The organism is Acinetobacter sp. 1000160, assembly GCF_000588715.1.
GTDB classification, from domain to species: domain Bacteria; phylum Pseudomonadota; class Gammaproteobacteria; order Pseudomonadales; family Moraxellaceae; genus Acinetobacter; species Acinetobacter courvalinii.
On the sequence record NZ_JFWP02000002.1, the window covers coordinates 512,703 to 531,435 of the forward strand.

An 18,733-nucleotide genomic window follows, 5' to 3' on the forward strand; every position below is an offset into this window, starting at 1 on the left:
ATGGAATTGGATAGCTCTCTTTCTTAAAGAGTGACTATCCAAGAGTTAAAATACTTGTGTTTATATTTTAGCTAAAAATTTGGTTGCATTTCCGCCTTCACATTTCCAATCTGCAAATACACCAATAAGTGAGCAGTTTGTACAACGACAGCCTATGTAATACCAGCGGACATCATCTGATCCATCATAAAGTGCAACTGCAGATTCCAGTTCAAATTGTTCATTGTCACAAATACAAATATGTTCTTCTAGCTCGGCATTCTCAATATATTCAGCACTATCTCCCATCAAATGTGCATGGTTACATTGAGTACAGATCCTTCTAGCAATTCCTTCATTTTCGTCACTTTCTAAACAGAAAATATGGTTTCCACATCGACAGAAACTTGATGCAAATTCTTTTGCTTCATAACCATTTAGGTAGCTAAAACGAGTCATTTCTAAACGCAAGTCGTCTCGATTTTGACCATACCAATATTTTCCTTTTTGATATAAGGACACGAAATACCTCTAGTTCATTATTAAAAAACATTTTTTATATATTAAGCTTTATTTTTTCAGAGAGTTTTTGATTACTGTTTTATCGCTACCGTTCAGCTATGTATTTTGGCCTACCATCCATGACCCACCTACGATACCTTTCAGCAATATGGTTTGCCAATTTGTGGTAATTTTCCCAAGTATCAGCGACTCTATACACGTTATTCGTATCTACCGAAAAGCTAAGCAAGTAGTCATCAATATATCGACTATCATTATTTAATCCTTCGTAATACGCCAAAGCAAAAGCATTACCTTCTTCGTTAAAATCATTGTCAGTGAGCTTCTCATCAAGTTCATCAATGAGAAAATGTGCTCCTGTAATTTGTTTTGTCTTTAGATGTTCAATTGCATCTCGTGAATCTTCAATTAATTCTTCACTAGCAAAGTTGTGAAGAAGCATCCATGTTAAAAACATTCCAATATGGGTTGCTCCTGCTTCTTGTGGAAGATCTACAGGGAAGTCACCTCCATAATGCCAAGAAGCATCATCGTATTTCATGATTTATATCTCCAAAAACTGCACCATTACTCACCATTTAAATAATGATACTGATTTAAATTTTAATTTTATCGTAGTTAGTTATTTTCCATTTGAGCATTAAGGAGTGTCGTATAAACGCATCTCCTCGATTCGCAATCAGCTCATAAAATTGTATCAGTTCAAAGATGGGATAATTCTTCCGAATAACCCATTTTATTTAACAGAATGGGTTATGTAGATTGAGTTGAGGAGTTCTTTAATTGCTTTATCAGTATTTACAGGCTAGATAAGCCATTCAACATCATCAAGTGCGCACGAAGATTTCCACCCGTCGGTTCAACTGTCTGCCGGCGGGGTTGTCTTGACCGCTGACCTCGTTGGGCGCTACAGGCTGCGACTCGCCGTAACCATGTGTACTGGCGGCAGCTGCGGCACCACGCTGGCGCAAGGCCATGCCCACTGATTTGGCACGCCGCTCGGACAAATCCAGATTGTAAGCGTCACTGCCCTTGGCATCTGTATGACCGCGAATTTCTATTGCCTTGGCTGGTACTTTCTGCAAGGCCACGGCCAAGCTGTCCAGCACCTTGGCTGCGTCAGGACGGATATCTGACTTGTCGAAATCGAACAACACCTGATCATTGAGAGTGATGATGAACCCGCATGGCGCGCCTGATGGAGCGAATTTTGTTAACGGCGGAAACTTGCCAGCTGGCGCGACCTTGGGAATTGGTGCCATTTTCACTTGACGTGCTGGTGTACCTATGCTGCCGTTCCCTTTACCGTCGTTGCTTACCAACCCATGTGGGCCGTTCCAGGTACCGCTGCCATCGGCATTGATAGTGACAATGCCTTGCGGACCGTTCCAACTACCTGAACCATCACCTTCGTTGCGAATCACACCATGTTCACCGTTCCAGGTGCCTCCACCTTTGCCGTCCAGCACGATGATGCCGTACTTGCCGTTATACGTGCCCGAACCGTCGGCCTCGACCGAGATGATCCCATCGTCAGCACCACCGTCGCCATTACCGTTGATTGTACCACTACCGTCTGCGTTGACGACGATGACGCCGCCTTCATAGTTGGCGGTGCCACTGCCATCTGCGTTGATATGGAAGATGCCTTCATTACCGTTACGCGATAGATTGCCTTGCGCATCCATGCTGGTGATGCCTACATCGTTGAGTAATGCGCCGTCGGTTGCACAGTGAGCGGGCTTAACGCTAATCCCAGCAACTGGATCAATGATGTCTTGCATTGATGCTTCCAGTGCTCGCTGGGCCGGGCCAATGCCGATGATCTCCGGCACGACGATTTGCGGGATCACCGGGAAGTCGACATCCCCGGCGGACTTGGCTGCGACTTTGGCAGTTTTCGCAGTCGCATCATTGGTCTTTTGCTCGTCAGCCGAGGGTGACTTCGTGCAAGAGCAAGCGAGCAATGCCATTCCCAGCACCATGAACCTGTTCATTGAAAACATGTCTAATTACTCTACTTATATATTGACCGTGTTTTGTTTTAATTAAGTCGCTTTAAATCCTTCAAATGCCTATGTTGCTTAATAAAAATCACGTGTACAACTCCACAACAAGGTGATGTAGTTATTTCATTAAGATCAATTATTTACTCTTGAGTAAAAAATAGGCGAAGACAAGCACCGCTAGTCCGAACAGAAGTCGCGCGATCCAGGGTGTGACCAGCCAAGCACCGAGTGCCATGATGGCGCGGCTCAAGACATGCGGTGATTGTAATGCCCCTGACTCGGGCGTGTGACGTTGGGTCTGCAGCGGATAACCGCAATGCGGGCAGGAGTTGGCTTGGGTCGAAACCTGACTGCTGCATTCGGGGCATGAAATAAGCGCCATAAGTGTTCTTCCTTTTAAGTTATTTTCCCTTTGGACATTAAGAAATGCCGTATAGACACTGTTGTCGATTCGCAATCAGATCATAAAATTGTATCAGCTAAAAGATTGGAAAATTCTTCCGAATCACCCATTTTATTTAACAGAATGGGTTGTTTCGACTGAGTTGAGGAGTTTGCCAATTGCTTTGCTGTTCTCTAGTAAGGTAGATAAATAAATCATTTAAGGCAATAGATCATTTAAGGCATTCAACATCTGACTAATTTTATATGGGTGCAACGGTATAATGTAATTCAACCATACCTTCCCCCATGTGATGAACGGAGATTAATTTAAGCGTTGGCGCAAGTACTCGTCGGGGAAATAGTGCTTTTCCTTTCCCAAGTGTGACTGAACCAATTTGTATAATGAGTTCATCAAGCAAATTTGCATCATAAAACTGGCCAGCCAATTCGCCACCACCTACAACCCAGATATTCTTATCCGCAATGATGGATTGAATTTCAGCATAAACAGGAGTGATGTCACCTTGCACAAAATGGATATTTGCTCCTTCAATTAGGGGCAGTTTACGGCTGGAAAACACCCAGGTTGGCTGAGTATAGGGCCAAGGGGAACCTGTTTCGGCAGCAACTTGCTCTGCGTTATTCAATATCCATTCATAAGTTGCTGAACCCATCACCAGAGCACCAACATTTGCAATAAAGGTTGGATAACTTGAGTTATCTAGTCCGCCTAATGTAAATAACCATTCTAAAGAATCGTCTTCGGTCGCAATAAATCCATCTAATGTACTCGCTGCAAAATATTGTACTTTCATTCTGTTCATCTCCTTATTCTAAAGGAGTAGCTTAAAACTTATTTTCTTTGGATAAATTGTTTAAATCGGATATACGACACTTTAGGACGCTTTAATAAACTTAAGCTTGAAAAGGATGATGCGTATACCAATGCTCAGCAATTTGCTGACGGGTACAAATCCAGACCCGATCATGATTTTGTACATAATCTAAGAAGCGTTGTAGCGCCTTAAAACGGGCAGGACGTCCTAAAATGCGGCAATGCATGCCAATAGAAAGCATCTTGGGCGAGGTTGCTCCCTCTGCATAGAGGACGTCAAAAGCATCTTTTAAATATTCAAAAAAATCCTCACTACGATTAAAACCCGTAGGGGATGCAAATTTCATATCATTGGTATCAAGTGTATAGGGAATAATTAAATGCGGACGGGTTGCACCTGCTGCATTGCGGAGTGTTGTCCAAAAAGGTAAGTCATCACCGTAATAATCACTGTCATATTGCACCTGATTATATTCCGCCAATAATTGACGGGTATTCGGGCTATCACGGCCTGTATACCAGCCTGTCGGCATTTCACCAAACAAATCTTTAAGGATGTGCATGGCTTCATCCATATGTTGTTTCTCGGTTTCAATATCCATATTCTGATAATGAATCCAGCGTAAGCCATGTGAAACCACATCATAGTTGTGTTGTTTGATGGCTTCGACCACCAATGGATTCCGTTGCAAAGCCATGGCAACGGCAAAAATGGTCATAGGCAATTGACGTTTGGCAAATTCCTGCTGAATCCGCCAAAAACCGACCCGTGAGCCATATTCGTAAATCGAGTCCATTGAAAGGTGCCGTGCTGGATAACTTTCTGCGCCACTGATTTCAGATAAGAACTGTTCCGAACCTTCATCGCCATGCAAAATATGTTTTTCACCCCCTTCTTCATAATTCAGCACAAACTGCACCGCTATTTTTGCTTGATTGGGCCATTGGGCATGGGGTGGTTGATCAGCATAACCGACCATATCGCGTGGATAATCTGCTGTTAAATGAGTGTCTGTACTGGACCAAACCATAGCAATGCCTGAATCGTGAAAAAGGTGAATCTTCACATCAAATTAACCGATTGAATCTTTGAGTGTCAAACACTATATTTATTTAAATCAATAGCTTGAGTGTTTTATTTTGGTGCAAAAATACCATGTTATTGATGAATATTCATTAGCATGCGCGATTTTAGTGCCTCCATCTCGATAATGATATGATTCATCATGATTTGCGCAATTCGGGAAAGTTGCCGTTTTGGTGCAGTACAAAGTGCGACCGTAATCGGATGAAGATCTTGGTCATTGATTGTTCTAAACTCAAACGGACCATTTTCAATATAAGGGGCTGCATCCAGATAACTCATGATGCTGATGCCTAAGTTTTGCTTAAGCAATGAGACCATCATGCGGATATCATTACATTCGATTGTGTGTGCTGGGTTGAAGTCATGCTTTTTATAGAGTGCATGCACATGATCATGAATAATCAATGGTTCGGCAGCAACAATATGATTGAACTCCAGCGTATCGGAAAAGTAGATTTTTTCTTTATGGGCTAAAGCATGCTGTTTGGGAATGACGAAACCCAAGGGCATTTCAATAAAGGCACTGATCTGTAATTGGTGCTGATATTTGGGATTCAGTATCAAGCCAAAGTCGAGTTCAGCATTGATTACCAGATCAGCGATACGCTCACTGTCCAAGACCCGAAGCTTAAAATTAATCCATGGATATTGCTGAGCAATCGACTGCATCACGGTACTGACAAAACTTTCACTGAGCGCTGCAATCATTCCAAAATCAATGGAACCGCGCTGTAAACCCTGGATTTCATTTAAACGCTTTTGTGTAGCTTGAAACTCTTTTTGCCAGCTGCGTAGATCGGCATAGAGTAATTCGCCAGCCAAGGTCAGCTTGAGTCCATTGGGCAAACGTTCAAATAAAGCCACACCGAGTTCTTCTTCTGCCAAAACGATTTGTCGATGTACGGCGGAGACAGAAATAAAAAGTTGATCGGCCGCTTTTCTTAAACTGCCTGTTTTGGCTACGGCAATAAAATAATCTGCAAAACGTGAAAACGGCATTGCCATCATAGGCTCTCAATATAAAAACTGATGCAGATGCAAAAGCAATTTTAGTGCCTAGGCTGTTCTAATTTTTAGAATGATGCATATAAATCATTCTAATGGACGAGAATATTGATCTATTCCACACTGCAAACAACAGCAGAAATACGAAATAACGAGCACAGGATATGAACGCAATTCCATTCATCAATCTTCCCGATAAGCCATGCCATAGCCAATTTGATGATCAGGACTGGCAGATTCTTGCGCAGCATTGGTATGCCGTGGCACGTATCGAAGATGTGAGCAGTAAACCGCAGCAAGTGACCTTACTGGATATGAACTTGGCGCTGTATCAGACAGAAACAGGACAGATTCATCTGGCTCGGGATATTTGCCCGCATCGCGGTGTGCCTTTAAGTAAGGGTTGGGTTGAGGGAGATACTTTGATTTGTCCTTATCATGGCTTACATTTTAATGAAGATGGCAAATGCAGCAAAATTCCAGCGCAACCTGATTTAACTAAAATCTCAGAGCGCTTTTCGCTGACCAAGTTTCCTGTGGTTTTAAAATATGGATTGATCTGGACTAGCATTTTGGGCAGAGATGAGAGTTTGGCGAATTTTCCTGTGTTAGACACATGGGAGAGTGAGACACATCAAGCCATTTTGCCGCCTTCTGTGGATATTGCAGGTTCCAGCGGTCGTCAATTGGAAGGTTTTATTGATGTCGCACACTTTGCCTGGGTACATCATCAGGCCTTTGCCGATCGAGACAATCCTGTGGTACCTAAATATTCGACCGAGCGTACCGATTATGGCTTACATACAAACTACACCAGTAATGTCAGCAACTACCCGCATGGGATGCAGCACCTAGCACCCGATGATTTTGTGTGGGAAAGGATCTTTGATGTTTATCCGCCATTTTCAGCAGTGTTGACCATTCATTTTCCAAATGACGGGATACTCAAGATTTTAAATGCCTGTTGCCCCGTCTCACATAATAAGACCCGTTTATTTGTACCGTTAACTCGTAATTTCGATACCACGGAGGATTTACAGGCGGTCTATGATTTTAATGCGCAGATTTTTGCAGAAGATCAAGAGATGGTAGAGGCACAAAAGCCAGAAGAATTACCTTTAGATATGAGTATGGAAGCACATTTTGAAGCAGACCGTTCTTCGGCGATGTATCGTCGTATCTTGGCTGAATGGGGCTTAAGCAAACGCTATACGGTTTAACTTGAATAAATTTGGGATATTTAAGAGGTTAAATCGGAGTTGTTTATCTTCTATTAAACCTAAATTGTTTATTTGTATAGGCTTGTATATACAATTTACCTCAATTCAATATACAATGACTTAGAATATTTAGTATGAGTTTTAGCCAATGTCAAGAGCGACAAAGCAAAACGATTTAGATTTGTCCTTAGAAGAAGATAGTCCTGTTCCTTTGTATCTACGTGTGAAACAAATGATTTCACAAAAGATTTATGAGGGAAGCTGGACTGTTAATAAAAAGATTCCTTCAGAAAGTGAATTGGTCAATCTACTGGGCTGTAGTCGCATGACCGTGAATCGGGCTTTACGCGAGCTTACCAGCGAAGGTTTATTGGTGCGTATTCAGGGTGTCGGTTCTTTCGTTGCCGAGGGACAAGGGCGTACCGCTTTATTTCATGTCAATAACATTGCCGAAGAAATTATTGCCCGAAACCACAAGCATCATGCCGAAGTCTTGGTGCTGGAACAGATTCAGGCCAATGCCGAACAAAGTATGCTGATGCAGATTCGGGAAGGGCAAAAGCTCTTTCACTCGATTATCGTGCATTATGAAAATGATGTACCAGTTCAGATCGAAGATCGACTGGTCGATCCGGTGTTGATTCCAGATTATTTGGCACAAGACTTTAAAAGCATTACACCCAATGCGTATTTAATGTCGAAAGCGCCGGTGACTGAAGGTGAGCATGTGGTCACCGCAATTTTAGCCTCAGCACAAGAATGTAAATGGCTAAAAATTAATAAGACTGAACCTTGTCTGTTGATTCGTCGCCGTACCTGGTCGAATAAACAGCTGATTTCCAGTGCACGTTTGATTTATCCGGGTAGTCGTTATTATCTGGAAGGTAAATTTACCCAATGATTCAGCACTTAGACACAGCTGATTATCAGCAGATGCTATGGAAAAACGGGGCGGGTTATACCATTGAACTTGCGCGAAGTGACGGTGACAGTCTGGATGCGTTTGATTGGCGTATATCCATGGCAGATGTTAAAAATTCGGGTGATTTTTCCCTATTTAAGGGCATGCAGCGTATCCTCACGGTACTGGAAGGTGCCGGCATCGAATTGAATATTGACGATGATTCCGAACATCTGAAAACTTTACAATCTGCACAATTTAGTGGCGATCGAAAGACCAGCTGTGAACTGATTGATGGACCAATTCGGGACTTTAATCTGATCTATAATCCTGCAAAATGGCGTTCTCGCTACCAATGGCTGTTTGAGTCAGCCAGCACTGAGATTTTCAGTTCAGCCGATCTGATTTTTATTTTTAATCAGAGTCCAGAACCCTTGGAAATTGAAGTTGATCAGCAGGTTTTTCATTTGGCACACCAGCAAAGTCTCAAGATTGAGCAGCAAAAAACATTAAAAAAATTGCTTATAAAGTCACAGTTTTTAAAGCAGACCTGTCTCATTGAGCTCACAAAAATCTAATTTTTAGACTTTTTAAAAAACACATATGATCACAGGTTGTATGTGTTTTTTATTGTCGATCAAAAAATAAATCTATTTATTTCATTGGTTTGTAATTTATTTTCATAAAAGAATTGAAAAGCATCTTTTCAATATAAAAGTTTTGTGTAGTATATGGATGTATATACAAGTTAATACATTGCTATACAGTAAAAGCAGATTAATTTGCTGGTTCAAACTCAATGGAAGGAGTCCGATTGTGACAACAACGACAACAAAATTTCGTGATGTAGAAATTCGCGCACCGCGTGGTACACAGCTCAATGCCAAAAGCTGGTTAACAGAAGCGCCACTACGTATGTTGATGAATAACCTAGATCCTGATGTCGCAGAAAATCCAAAAGAACTGGTGGTTTACGGTGGTATCGGTCGTGCTGCACGTAACTGGGAATGTTTCGACAAGATTGTTGAAACGCTAAAGAATTTAGAAACAGATGAAACTTTATTGGTTCAATCGGGTAAGCCAGTGGGTGTGTTCAAAACCCATAAAGATGCACCGCGTGTTTTGATCGCCAACTCGAATCTGGTTCCACACTGGGGCAACTGGGAACATTTCAATGAACTGGATGCCAAAGGTTTGGCAATGTATGGCCAGATGACAGCGGGTTCTTGGATTTATATTGGTAGCCAAGGGATTGTACAAGGCACATATGAAACCTTCGTCGAAGCAGGTCGTCAGCATTATAACGGTGATTTGACAGGTCGTTGGGTATTAACGGCTGGTTTAGGCGGTATGGGCGGTGCACAACCTTTGGCTGCAACACTTGCAGGTGCATGTTCACTTAATATCGAATGTCAACAAACTAGTATCGATTTCCGTTTACGTACCCGTTATGTCGATGAGCAAGCCACTGATCTGGATGATGCTTTGGCGCGTATTGAAAAATATACCAAAGAAGGTAAGGCAGTTTCGATTGCACTGCATGGCAATGCAGCAGAAATCCTACCTGAATTAGTTCGTCGTGGCGTACATCCAGATATGGTGACTGACCAAACCAGCGCACATGATCCATTGAATGGTTATTTGCCAATTGGCTGGACATGGGAAGAGTACCGTCAGCGTGCTAAAACTGAGCCAGAAGTGGTGGTGAAAGCAGCGAAACAATCGATGGCGCAACATGTTCAAGCCATGCTGGACTTCCAGAAAATGGGTGTGCCAACTTTTGACTACGGCAACAACATCCGTCAAATGGCACAAGATGAAGGCGTAGAAAATGCCTTTGATTTCCCGGGCTTCGTTCCTGCCTATATCCGTCCATTGTTCTGCCGTGGTATTGGTCCGTTCCGTTGGGCTGCGCTGTCAGGTGACCCGGAAGATATCTATAAGACAGATGCCAAAGTAAAAGAACTCATTCCAGATGATGAACATTTACATCGCTGGTTAGATATGGCGCGTGAACGTATTAGCTTCCAAGGTTTGCCAGCACGTATTTGCTGGGTGGGCTTAGGCTTACGCGCAAAACTAGGCTTGGCATTTAATGAAATGGTGCGTAGCGGTGAACTTTCAGCACCAATCGTGATTGGTCGTGATCATCTGGATTCAGGTTCAGTGTCTAGTCCGAACCGTGAAACCGAATCAATGAAAGATGGTTCTGATGCCGTATCGGACTGGCCATTATTGAATGCCTTGCTCAACACAGCAGGCGGTGCGACCTGGGTGTCATTGCACCACGGTGGTGGTGTAGGTATGGGCTTCTCGCAACACTCAGGTGTGGTGATTGTGTGTGATGGTACAGATGAAGCAGCAGCACGTATTGCACGTGTACTGACCAATGACCCTGCAACAGGGGTGATGCGTCATGCCGATGCGGGTTATGACATCGCAATTGACTGTGCCAAAGAGCAAGGCTTGAACTTGCCGATGATCACGCAATAAACAGACAAGGACATTACGATGCTTTTTGCAATTGTGTAAACAGCATCGTAAGCGAACAATAGAGTGCAAAACAGGACGCCAACAATGGAACTTCTAATTCAACCCGGCAAACTTAGCTTAGCAGATCTGCGCCACGCTTATTTAAATCCAATTAAAGTGAAACTCGATGACAGCGCTTCTGCTGGCATTAATGCAAGTGTTGCTTGTGTCGAAAAAATCGTGAATGAAGGCCGTACTGCCTACGGGATCAATACCGGTTTTGGTTTACTGGCTTCAACCAAAATTGCACCAGAAGACCTTGAGCAGTTACAGCGCTCATTGGTACTGTCACACGCTGCTGGCGTAGGTGAGCCACTTGATGATGCGATGGTACGTCTGATTATGTTGCTTAAAGCAAATAGCTTGGCACGTGGTTTTTCGGGGATTCGCCGTAAAGTGATTGATGCCATTCTGGCTTTAATCAATGCCGAAGTTTATCCGCATATTCCACTCAAAGGTTCTGTGGGGGCTTCTGGTGACTTGGCACCACTGGCACATATGTCTCTGGTGTTATTAGGCGAAAGTAAAGCACGCTATAAAGGTGAATGGTTGCCGGCAGTTGAAGCTCTTAAAATTGCAGGACTAGAGCCAATTTCTTTAGCGGCGAAAGAAGGTTTGGCACTGTTAAACGGTACGCAAGTTTCAACCGCTTATGCTTTACGGGGTCTGTTTGAAGCAGAAGATTTATTTGCTGCGGCAACAGTGTGCGGTGGTTTAAGCGTTGAAGCCATGCTGGGTTCGCGTGCGCCATTCGATGCACGTATTCATGAAGTGCGTGGTCAACGTGGTCAAATTGATGTGGCTGCTGCTTATCGTGACTTGTTGACTGAATCAAGTGAAATTTCTCATTCACATGAAGATTGCAGCAAGGTTCAAGATCCGTACTCACTACGTTGCCAACCACAGGTGATGGGGGCGTGTTTGACCCAGATCCGTCAGGCGGCAGAAGTACTGGAAATCGAAGCAAATGCGGTATCGGATAACCCATTGGTCTTTGCTGCTGAAGGCGATGTGATTTCGGGTGGTAACTTCCATGCGGAACCTGTTGCCATGGCAGCGGATAATCTGGCATTGGCGATTGCAGAAATTGGTTCATTGTCTGAACGTCGTATTTCCATGATGATGGACCGTCATATGTCACAGCTGCCGCCGTTCCTGGTTGCCAATGGTGGAGTCAATTCTGGCTTCATGATTGCTCAAGTAACAGCCGCTGCGTTAGCAAGTGACAATAAAGCACTTGCACATCCTGCCAGTGTTGATAGTTTACCGACTTCTGCAAATCAGGAAGACCATGTTTCCATGGCGCCGAATGCTGGGAAACGCTTGTGGTATATGGCTGACAACGTTCGCGGCATCCTTGCAGTTGAATGGCTAGGTGCATGTCAGGGCCTTGATTTCCGTGAAGGATTGAAGAGTTCTCCAAAACTTGAGCGTGCGCGTAAAGTGTTGCGTGATCAAGTGCCTTACTACAGTGAAGATCGTTTCTTTGCGCCAGATATCGAGCAGGCAAGTGAATTGCTCGCGAGTGGTTGCCTGAACGAATTACTCATTCCGAAGCTATTACCGAGTTTGTCTGAAGTGTGATCAATAAATCGGTCACATGGAGTGGCCGAATCTAACTAAATTTCCTCAAGGATTGGAGATTATAATGCCACACCCCCCCACATTACGGGGGGGGCAAAACCCCCGCCATATTCGTTTTTTGGCATTGGGTTCAGCCATTGGGACAGGACTCTTTTACGGTTCGGCTACTGCCATCAAAATGGCAGGCCCGTCCGTATTACTCGCATATATTGTTGCAGGGATTGCAATTTATATCGTGATGCGCGCACTCGGTGAAATGGCGGTACATAACCCGGTATCAGGTTCATTCAGTCATTATGCTTCTCAATATATTGGCCCGCTTGCAGGTTTTACCACCGGCTGGACCTACGTTTTCGAAATGATCATCGTTGCACTTGCCGATGTGACAGCATTCGGAATCTATATGGGATTCTGGTATCCCGATGTGCCACGCTGGATCTGGATTTTGTCACTGATCATGTTCTTGGGTGCAATCAACCTGATTCACGTCAAGGTCTTTGGCGAGCTTGAGTTCTGGCTTTCCATCGTCAAGGTCACTGCCATTGTGGCCATGATTGTTGGTGGTTTGGGGCTAATGTTCTACGGTTTCCATGCGGACCACAGTGGCTTTACCACAGGCATTCAAAATTTATGGATTCATGAAGGCTTTATGCCAAATGGCATTGCAGGTTTGGTTGCCTGTTTATCTGTGGTGGTATTTGCTTTTGGCGGGATTGAAATTATCGGGATCACTGCTGGTGAATCGCAAGACCCAAAAACTTCGATTCCAAAAGCGATTAATGCCGTGCCGGTACGTATCCTGTTGTTCTATGTCCTGACGATTTTTGTATTGATGTCGATTTTCCCGTGGAACCAGATTGGTAGTCAGGGCAGTCCATTCGTACAGATTTTTGAAAATCTGGGCATTGGATCAGCGGCAACCGTTCTGAATATTGTGGTCATTACAGCGGCTGTATCTGCCATCAATAGTGATGTGTTTGGTGCAGGACGTATGCTGTACGGGATGTCAAACCGTGGACAAGCGCCAAAAGTATTCCAGAAAATTTCGAAAAATGGTGTGCCTTGGATGACCGTGGTGGTGATGGCAGGCGTGTTGTTAATTGGTGTCTTGCTGAACTATCTGATTCCAGAAAATGTCTTCATCATCATTGCTTCAATCGCGACTTTTGCAACCGTTTGGGTCTGGCTGATGATTCTACTTTCTCAGGTTGCGATGCGTCGTAAATTATCGAAAGAAGAAATCAAGGCACTGGATTTCCCAGTCATTGGCTGGCCGTATGCCCCTGCATTTGCAATTGCGTTCATGCTGTTTATTTTAGCCATGATGGGATATTTCCCAGACTCACGACCTGCAATTTATGTCGGTGCAACCTGGTTAGTTCTACTCTGGATTGCGTATAGCATCTGGGTGAAGCCGAAGAAAGATACGGTAAAAGAAAGCGCAAGCTTGCAACAAAATATCGAAATGGAAAGCTAAAGATCAAACTGCTCAGGTACTTATCCTACCTGAGCAGTGAGAGGAAATGTGAATGAAAAAGCTTTGGAAAAACTGTCATATTGCCACCATGCAAAATGGGCAATATTCCAGTATCGAACATGCTGCAATGGTCACTTCGGGGCAGCACATCCACTGGATTGGAACCTTTGACGATGTTCCTGCCGATGCTTATTCCGAAACCATTGATTTGAATGGCGCTTGGGTGACTCCCGGCTTAATTGATTGTCATACCCATAGTGTATTTGGCGGCAACCGTAGTGTTGAGTTTGAAAAACGCTTACAAGGTGTCAGTTATGCCGAGATCGCGGCGAGTGGTGGTGGAATTGCCAGTACGGTTCGTGCCACGCGTGAAGCAAGTGAACAACAGTTGCTTGCATCAGCACTGAAGCGCGTTCGTTGCCTGCTCAAAGATGGGGTCACCACCATTGAGATTAAATCAGGTTACGGTCTGGATTACGCCAACGAACGTAAAATGCTGCGTGTGATTCGTCAGATTGCAGAAACACTGCCAATGACGGTTCGCAGTACCTGCTTGGCAGCGCATGCTTTGCCGCCTGAATATCAGGATCAAAGCGATGCGTATATTGAGCATATCTGTAATGACATGCTGCCTAAATTGCATCAGGAAGGTCTGGTTGATGCAGTGGATGCCTTTTGTGAATATCTGGCATTTTCTCCTGCTCAGGTTGAGCGTGTTTTTAAAACAGCCCAGTCTTTAAATCTACCCATCAAGCTGCATGCAGAACAGCTTTCTTCGCTCGGTGGCTCAAGTCTGGCCGCGCGTTATCAGGCTTTGTCGGCAGATCATCTGGAATTCATGACAGAAGAGGATGTGAAAGCCATGGCTGCTACGGGGACGGTTGCAGTGTTATTGCCAGGCGCATTTTATTTCTTGAGAGAAACCCAGTATCCACCGTTGCAGAGCTTGCAGCAACATGGTGTGCGGATTGCCTTGTCCAGTGATTTAAATCCGGGTACATCGCCAGCTTTATCTTTACGTTTAATGATGAATATGGGCAGTACCTTATTCCGTTTAACCCCTGAACAGACTTTAGCTGCGGTAACCCTTCATGCAGCACATGCATTGGGCTTGCAAGACACGCATGGCAGTCTGGAGCAGGGCAAAATGGCAGATTTTGTTGCCTGGGACATTGAGCATCCATCAGAAATCGTTTACTGGTTAGGTGGCGATTTGCCAAAACGCATCATTCAGCATGGCAATGAAATTTCGATCTAAGCCTAGGCTTATTTTTAAAGCGTGGTATTGATAATGAATCACTCATTTAAATGGCAAGGACGACACGATGGTGATGGTGAAGCACATTTACGTCTCCATCAGGTGGTCAATACGCAGCAGCACGCGTCATTCGCTTTCATCGGTTTTAGTTCCGATGAAGGGGTGAAACGCAATAAAGGCCGTTTAGGTGCAGCCGATGCCCCAGATATGATTCGGGCACAATTGGCAAACTTGCCGGTCCATCAAGCGGTGACAATTGCAGATCTGGGTACAGTACTATGTGACAATGGAAAACTGGAACAGGCACAGGCTGAACTGGCCGATCAGGTAGAACGTAGTCTAAAACAGGGCATGAAACCGATTGTGTTAGGCGGTGGGCATGAAGTGGCTTTTGGTAGCTTTTCAGGTCTGTTTCAATATCTGCAAAATCATGAGCCGGATAAGAAAATCGGTATCATTAATTTTGATGCCCATTTTGACTTGCGTGAAGCGGAACATGTCACCTCAGGTACGCCTTTTTTAAATGCAGCAAGACTGTCTGAACAGCATCAGCAAGAATTTCATTATCTGTGTATCGGGGTAGCAAAACACTCAAATACTCGAGTCCTTTTTGAAACGGCAGACCGGCTAAATTGCAGTTATATCTACGACTTTGAATTACAACCGAAAAACGTTGAAATTTTACTCGAAAAAATCAATGCTTTTATCGGAAAAGTTGACTATTTGTATATTACAGTTGATCTTGATGTATTTAGTGCTAGCATTGCTCCAGGTGTAAGTGCACCTGCGGTAAAAGGAATTGATTTATCAGTCTTTGACCCATTACTAGAGGCCATTAAGGAAACCGGAAAGATTAAAGTTTTTGATGTGGCGGAATGTAATCCACGGTTTGATTTGGACAGTAGAACTGCCAAATTAGCCGCTTATATAATTTTTAACTACATATTTGATTGATGGATCATGTGAATTCATCAAAAGGTTAAAACATGTCTAATTTATCTTATGTCTCTCAAAATGACGGTCCATGGGCAACCTATCTTGAACAGATTGAGCGTGTTGCTCCATATCTAGAAGGTCTAGAAGGTTATGTGGATACATTAAAGCGCCCAAAACGTGCTTTGATTGTTGACGTGCCAATTGTTATGGACGATGGCACTATCCGTCATTTTGAAGGTTATCGTGTACAACACAACTTGTCACGTGGTCCGGGTAAAGGCGGTATTCGCTATCACCCAGATGTAGATTTAAATGAAGTAATGGCTCTTTCAGCATGGATGACAATTAAGACTGCGGTGGTGAATTTACCATTCGGCGGTGCAAAAGGTGGTATCCGTGTTGATCCGCGTCAGCTTTCTCCACGTGAATTAGAACGCTTAACACGCCGTTATACCAGTGAAATCAGCCATATTATTGGCCCACAAAAAGATATTCCTGCACCTGACGTAGGGACGAATCCAAACGTGATGGGCTGGATCATGGATACTTATTCATCTGGTCAAGGTCATACTGTAACAGGTGTGGTAACGGGTAAACCGGTACACCTAGGCGGTTCGCTGGGACGTATCAAGGCAACAGGCCGTGGTGTATTTATCACAGGTCAGCAAGTTGCTGAAAAAATCAAATTACCTTTAGAAGGCGCTAAAATCGCGGTTCAGGGTTTTGGTAACGTGGGTAGTGAGGCTGCATATCTATTCGGTGATTCAAAATCTAAAATCGTGACCATTCAGGATCATACTGGTACGATTTATAACCCTGAAGGCATTGATCTTGCTGCATTAAAAACCTACATGGAAACTCATCAAGGTGTGGGTGGTTTTGAAGGTGCTCAAGCGATCAGCGATGAAGAGTTCTGGACAGTAGACATGGATATCCTGATCCCTGCGGCTTTAGAAAGCCAGATCACGGTTGAACGTGCGAAAAACTTATCGGCAAAACTGGTTCTTGAAGGCGCGAACGGCCCGACTTATCCAGAAGCAGATGATATCCTGGTTGAACGTGGTATCACGGTTGTTCCTGACGTAATCTGTAATGCGGGTGGTGTAACCGTATCTTATTTCGAATGGGTTCAGGATATGTCGAGCTACTTCTGGTCTGAAGAAGAAATTAACGAAAGACTCGACAAGTTAATGATTCAAGCCATTAACGATGTATGGCATAAATCAAGTGAAAAAGAATGTACCTTACGTACAGCGGCCTTTATCTTGGGTTGTGAGCGTATCTTAAAAGCACGTAAAGAGCGTGGTATCTTCCCAGGCTAATTGAGCTGTGCTTTTGAAACGACCTTAAGACGCATGTTTTAAGGTCGTTTTTTATTTCTATGGAACTGGAAAAGTTTTTCATAATTTATTATTCAAAAATGCTTTCCCGAAATTTAATTAGATGAGTACTTCTTTTTGAATGGCATTGATAAATTGCACGACAGCATGTTCAATCTGTTCTGTCCATTCAAAAGAGCAGTTCATACGGATAAAATGTTGATGTGAAGGCAATACATTAAATAAAGGACTGGGAGCAACGCCGACCTGTTGCTGGATCAATTGTTCATAAATTTTCATACTGCTGACTTTATCAGGCAATTGAATCCAGAGAAAATACCCACTCGGATAATTGTAGACCTTACAGCCTTTGGGTAAATTCTGTTTGAGATATTGAAAGAACTGCTTTTTATTCTTTTCCAAAGCACGTCTGAGCGTTCTGAGGTGCTTTTCATAATGATGATGAGAGAGAAACTCAACCAGTGCATTCTGGATCAGCGCATTGGCTGAAATGGTGCTCATCAACTGTAGATGCTGAATATGCTCGGAAAATTTGCCTGCATAAACCCAGCCCATACGGAAACCTGAACCTAGAGTTTTGGAAAAAGAAGAGCAGTGCAGCACCAGATTTTGCTGGTCAAAATACTTCATCGGCAAAGGTTTTTGATTGCCATAAAACAGTTCTTCATAGACATCATCTTCGATCAAATGGATCTGATGCTCATGCAATAATTTGGCAATTTTATATTTAATTTCCTCACTGACCGTGAATCCGATCGGGTTATGTGCATTGAGCATAAACCAGCAAACTTTAATCGGATAATTTTTAATGACCTGTTCAAAAGCTTCTATATCAAAGCCATGTTGCGGATGCTCAGGAATGGTAATCACCTTGAGTCCTAAACGTTCTGCAGCCTGCCAGGCCCCATAAAAAATAGTTTGCTGCAACAAAATATAATCGCCTGGTTGCGTAATCGCTTGCAGCGAAAGATTCAGGGCTTCCAGACCGCCGGATGTAATGACAATGTCATCTGCATCCGTGGGGATGCCTTGCATGCAATAGCGTTGCGCGATCAGTTTTCTGAGCGCTAAATTGCCCGGTGGCAGATTGGTGGTTTGATCATAACTCTGCCGATTACGGGAAAGTTGCCCCATGATCTGAATCAGTTTGGGGGGATAGAGCAACTGACTGTCTGGAAAAGCAGAGCCTAATGGACTGACGTGTTTGGATTGAATCGATTTAAGATATTTAAATACCAGCGAGTTAATTTCAATTTTGGGATTTAAAGACACCACTGAATAGGCTTGCGGAATCTGGATATGATTGTGCTCAGCGACAAAATATCCCGATTTTTCTTTGGAATAAATCAGGCCTTGTGCTTCCAGTTCCTGATAGGCATTCATGACAGTAATGAGACTAAAGCCTGAGCGCTGGACCTGTTCACGTAAAGATGGCAGTTTGGTATGTGGCTTCCATGTCCCGTTTTCAATGAGAAGTTTCAGGTTATGCGCTAACTGTTCTGATTTATACATAAAATAGGGCTGATCCGAATAAACGGAGCAGCCTTGTTAAAAAGGCTGCTCCATTCCTAGTTCTAATAAGCAAACATCAATAGTAGTCTAAATAGACCAGCAATTATGGCGAGTGCAAAAAATCCAAGTAACCATAAGATTATAAACCATTG

Annotated in this window: 17 protein-coding genes; 9 read left to right on the plus strand and 8 right to left on the minus strand. The window is 43.6% G+C overall.

Features of this window, described 5'->3' with window-relative positions; genetic code table 11:
* Positions 1 to 60 precede the first annotated feature (60 nt).
* From J699_RS12590 to J699_RS12565, 7 genes are all read right to left on the minus strand, one after another.
* Positions 61 to 501, minus strand: a complete 441-nt coding sequence (locus J699_RS12590) for a hypothetical protein (protein WP_032867062.1) — start codon at positions 499 to 501, stop codon at positions 61 to 63.
* An 85-nt stretch (positions 502 to 586) separates the two neighbouring features.
* Entirely contained in the window at positions 587 to 1,042 is a 456-nt protein-coding gene (locus J699_RS12585) for a hypothetical protein (RefSeq protein WP_032867064.1), read from the minus strand.
* A gap of 286 nt (positions 1,043 to 1,328) precedes the next feature.
* A complete protein-coding gene (locus J699_RS12580; protein WP_032867066.1) occupies positions 1,329 to 2,507 on the minus strand; it encodes an OmpA family protein in 1,179 nt (392 codons plus the stop codon).
* A 139-nt stretch (positions 2,508 to 2,646) separates the two neighbouring features.
* Complete coding sequence (locus J699_RS0218595) at positions 2,647 to 2,892, minus strand: zinc ribbon domain-containing protein (protein ID WP_032867068.1); 246 nt, start codon at positions 2,890 to 2,892, stop codon at positions 2,647 to 2,649.
* Between the two features lie 262 nt (positions 2,893 to 3,154).
* Positions 3,155 to 3,709 (minus strand): dihydrofolate reductase family protein, encoded by a 555-nt coding sequence (locus J699_RS12575; RefSeq protein WP_032867073.1) that lies wholly within the window; start codon positions 3,707 to 3,709, stop codon positions 3,155 to 3,157.
* 100 nt (positions 3,710 to 3,809) lie between these two features.
* The gene (gene puuE, locus J699_RS12570) at positions 3,810 to 4,760 is read right to left on the minus strand and encodes an allantoinase PuuE (RefSeq protein ID WP_032882773.1); all 951 of its coding nucleotides are present in this window, start codon (positions 4,758 to 4,760) and stop codon (positions 3,810 to 3,812) included.
* Between the two features lie 128 nt (positions 4,761 to 4,888).
* A complete protein-coding gene (locus J699_RS12565) occupies positions 4,889 to 5,821 on the minus strand; it encodes a LysR family transcriptional regulator (RefSeq protein ID WP_032868232.1) in 933 nt (310 codons plus the stop codon).
* A 164-nt stretch (positions 5,822 to 5,985) separates the two neighbouring features.
* On the opposite strand from J699_RS12565, the gene J699_RS12560 reads away from it, so the two are divergent.
* From J699_RS12560 to J699_RS12520, 9 genes are all read left to right on the plus strand, one after another.
* Positions 5,986 to 7,041, plus strand: coding sequence for an aromatic ring-hydroxylating oxygenase subunit alpha (locus J699_RS12560; RefSeq protein ID WP_032867078.1), 1,056 nt, complete (start codon positions 5,986 to 5,988; stop codon positions 7,039 to 7,041).
* Positions 7,042 to 7,189: 148 nt separating this feature from the next.
* Positions 7,190 to 7,942 (plus strand): histidine utilization repressor, encoded by a 753-nt coding sequence (hutC, locus tag J699_RS12555; RefSeq protein WP_032867079.1) that lies wholly within the window; start codon positions 7,190 to 7,192, stop codon positions 7,940 to 7,942.
* Positions 7,939 to 8,520, plus strand: coding sequence for a HutD family protein (locus J699_RS12550; RefSeq protein WP_032867081.1), 582 nt, complete (start codon positions 7,939 to 7,941; stop codon positions 8,518 to 8,520). The genes hutC and J699_RS12550 overlap by 4 nt, the downstream gene beginning before the upstream one ends.
* Positions 8,521 to 8,758: 238 nt before the next feature.
* Complete coding sequence (hutU, locus tag J699_RS12545) at positions 8,759 to 10,435, plus strand: urocanate hydratase (RefSeq protein ID WP_032867084.1); 1,677 nt, start codon at positions 8,759 to 8,761, stop codon at positions 10,433 to 10,435.
* Positions 10,436 to 10,519: 84 nt separating this feature from the next.
* Entirely contained in the window at positions 10,520 to 12,058 is a 1,539-nt protein-coding gene (gene hutH, locus J699_RS12540) for a histidine ammonia-lyase (protein ID WP_005231073.1), read from the plus strand.
* A 64-nt stretch (positions 12,059 to 12,122) separates the two neighbouring features.
* Positions 12,123 to 13,535, plus strand: coding sequence for an amino acid permease (locus J699_RS12535; RefSeq protein WP_032882774.1), 1,413 nt, complete (start codon positions 12,123 to 12,125; stop codon positions 13,533 to 13,535).
* 52 nt (positions 13,536 to 13,587) lie between these two features.
* Positions 13,588 to 14,793, plus strand: a complete 1,206-nt coding sequence (hutI, locus tag J699_RS12530; protein ID WP_032867089.1) for an imidazolonepropionase — start codon at positions 13,588 to 13,590, stop codon at positions 14,791 to 14,793.
* Positions 14,794 to 14,826: 33 nt separating this feature from the next.
* Entirely contained in the window at positions 14,827 to 15,747 is a 921-nt protein-coding gene (gene hutG / locus J699_RS12525; protein ID WP_032867092.1) for a formimidoylglutamase, read from the plus strand.
* Between the two features lie 32 nt (positions 15,748 to 15,779).
* Positions 15,780 to 17,051 carry a Glu/Leu/Phe/Val family dehydrogenase gene (locus J699_RS12520; RefSeq protein WP_005231067.1) on the plus strand — a complete coding sequence of 424 codons (1,272 nt, stop codon included), beginning with the start codon at positions 15,780 to 15,782 and terminating at the stop codon, positions 17,049 to 17,051.
* Positions 17,052 to 17,168: 117 nt separating this feature from the next.
* Here J699_RS12520 and J699_RS12515 read toward each other — a convergent pair whose 3' ends face one another.
* Entirely contained in the window at positions 17,169 to 18,581 is a 1,413-nt protein-coding gene (locus tag J699_RS12515) for a PLP-dependent aminotransferase family protein (RefSeq protein WP_032867094.1), read from the minus strand.
* Positions 18,582 to 18,733: the final 152 nt, after the last annotated feature.

Coding starts and splice junctions, on each gene's coding strand:
- hutG (WP_032867092.1), top strand. CDS start 14,827: ATGAATCACTCATTTAAATGGCAAGGACGACACGATGGTGATGGTGAA.
- hutH (WP_005231073.1), top strand. CDS start 10,520: ATGGAACTTCTAATTCAACCCGGCAAACTTAGCTTAGCAGATCTGCGC.
- J699_RS12585 (WP_032867064.1), bottom strand. CDS start 1,042: ATGAAATACGATGATGCTTCTTGGCATTATGGAGGTGACTTCCCTGTA.
- J699_RS12565 (WP_032868232.1), bottom strand. CDS start 5,821: ATGGCAATGCCGTTTTCACGTTTTGCAGATTATTTTATTGCCGTAGCC.
- J699_RS12550 (WP_032867081.1), top strand. CDS start 7,939: ATGATTCAGCACTTAGACACAGCTGATTATCAGCAGATGCTATGGAAA.
- hutI (WP_032867089.1), top strand. CDS start 13,588: ATGAAAAAGCTTTGGAAAAACTGTCATATTGCCACCATGCAAAATGGG.
- J699_RS12520 (WP_005231067.1), top strand. CDS start 15,780: ATGTCTAATTTATCTTATGTCTCTCAAAATGACGGTCCATGGGCAACC.
- puuE (WP_032882773.1), bottom strand. CDS start 4,760: ATGGTTTGGTCCAGTACAGACACTCATTTAACAGCAGATTATCCACGC.
- J699_RS0218595 (WP_032867068.1), bottom strand. CDS start 2,892: ATGGCGCTTATTTCATGCCCCGAATGCAGCAGTCAGGTTTCGACCCAA.
- J699_RS12515 (WP_032867094.1), bottom strand. CDS start 18,581: ATGTATAAATCAGAACAGTTAGCGCATAACCTGAAACTTCTCATTGAA.
- J699_RS12575 (WP_032867073.1), bottom strand. CDS start 3,709: ATGAAAGTACAATATTTTGCAGCGAGTACATTAGATGGATTTATTGCG.
- J699_RS12580 (WP_032867066.1), bottom strand. CDS start 2,507: ATGTTTTCAATGAACAGGTTCATGGTGCTGGGAATGGCATTGCTCGCT.
- J699_RS12535 (WP_032882774.1), top strand. CDS start 12,123: ATGCCACACCCCCCCACATTACGGGGGGGGCAAAACCCCCGCCATATT.
- J699_RS12560 (WP_032867078.1), top strand. CDS start 5,986: ATGAACGCAATTCCATTCATCAATCTTCCCGATAAGCCATGCCATAGC.
- hutC (WP_032867079.1), top strand. CDS start 7,190: ATGTCAAGAGCGACAAAGCAAAACGATTTAGATTTGTCCTTAGAAGAA.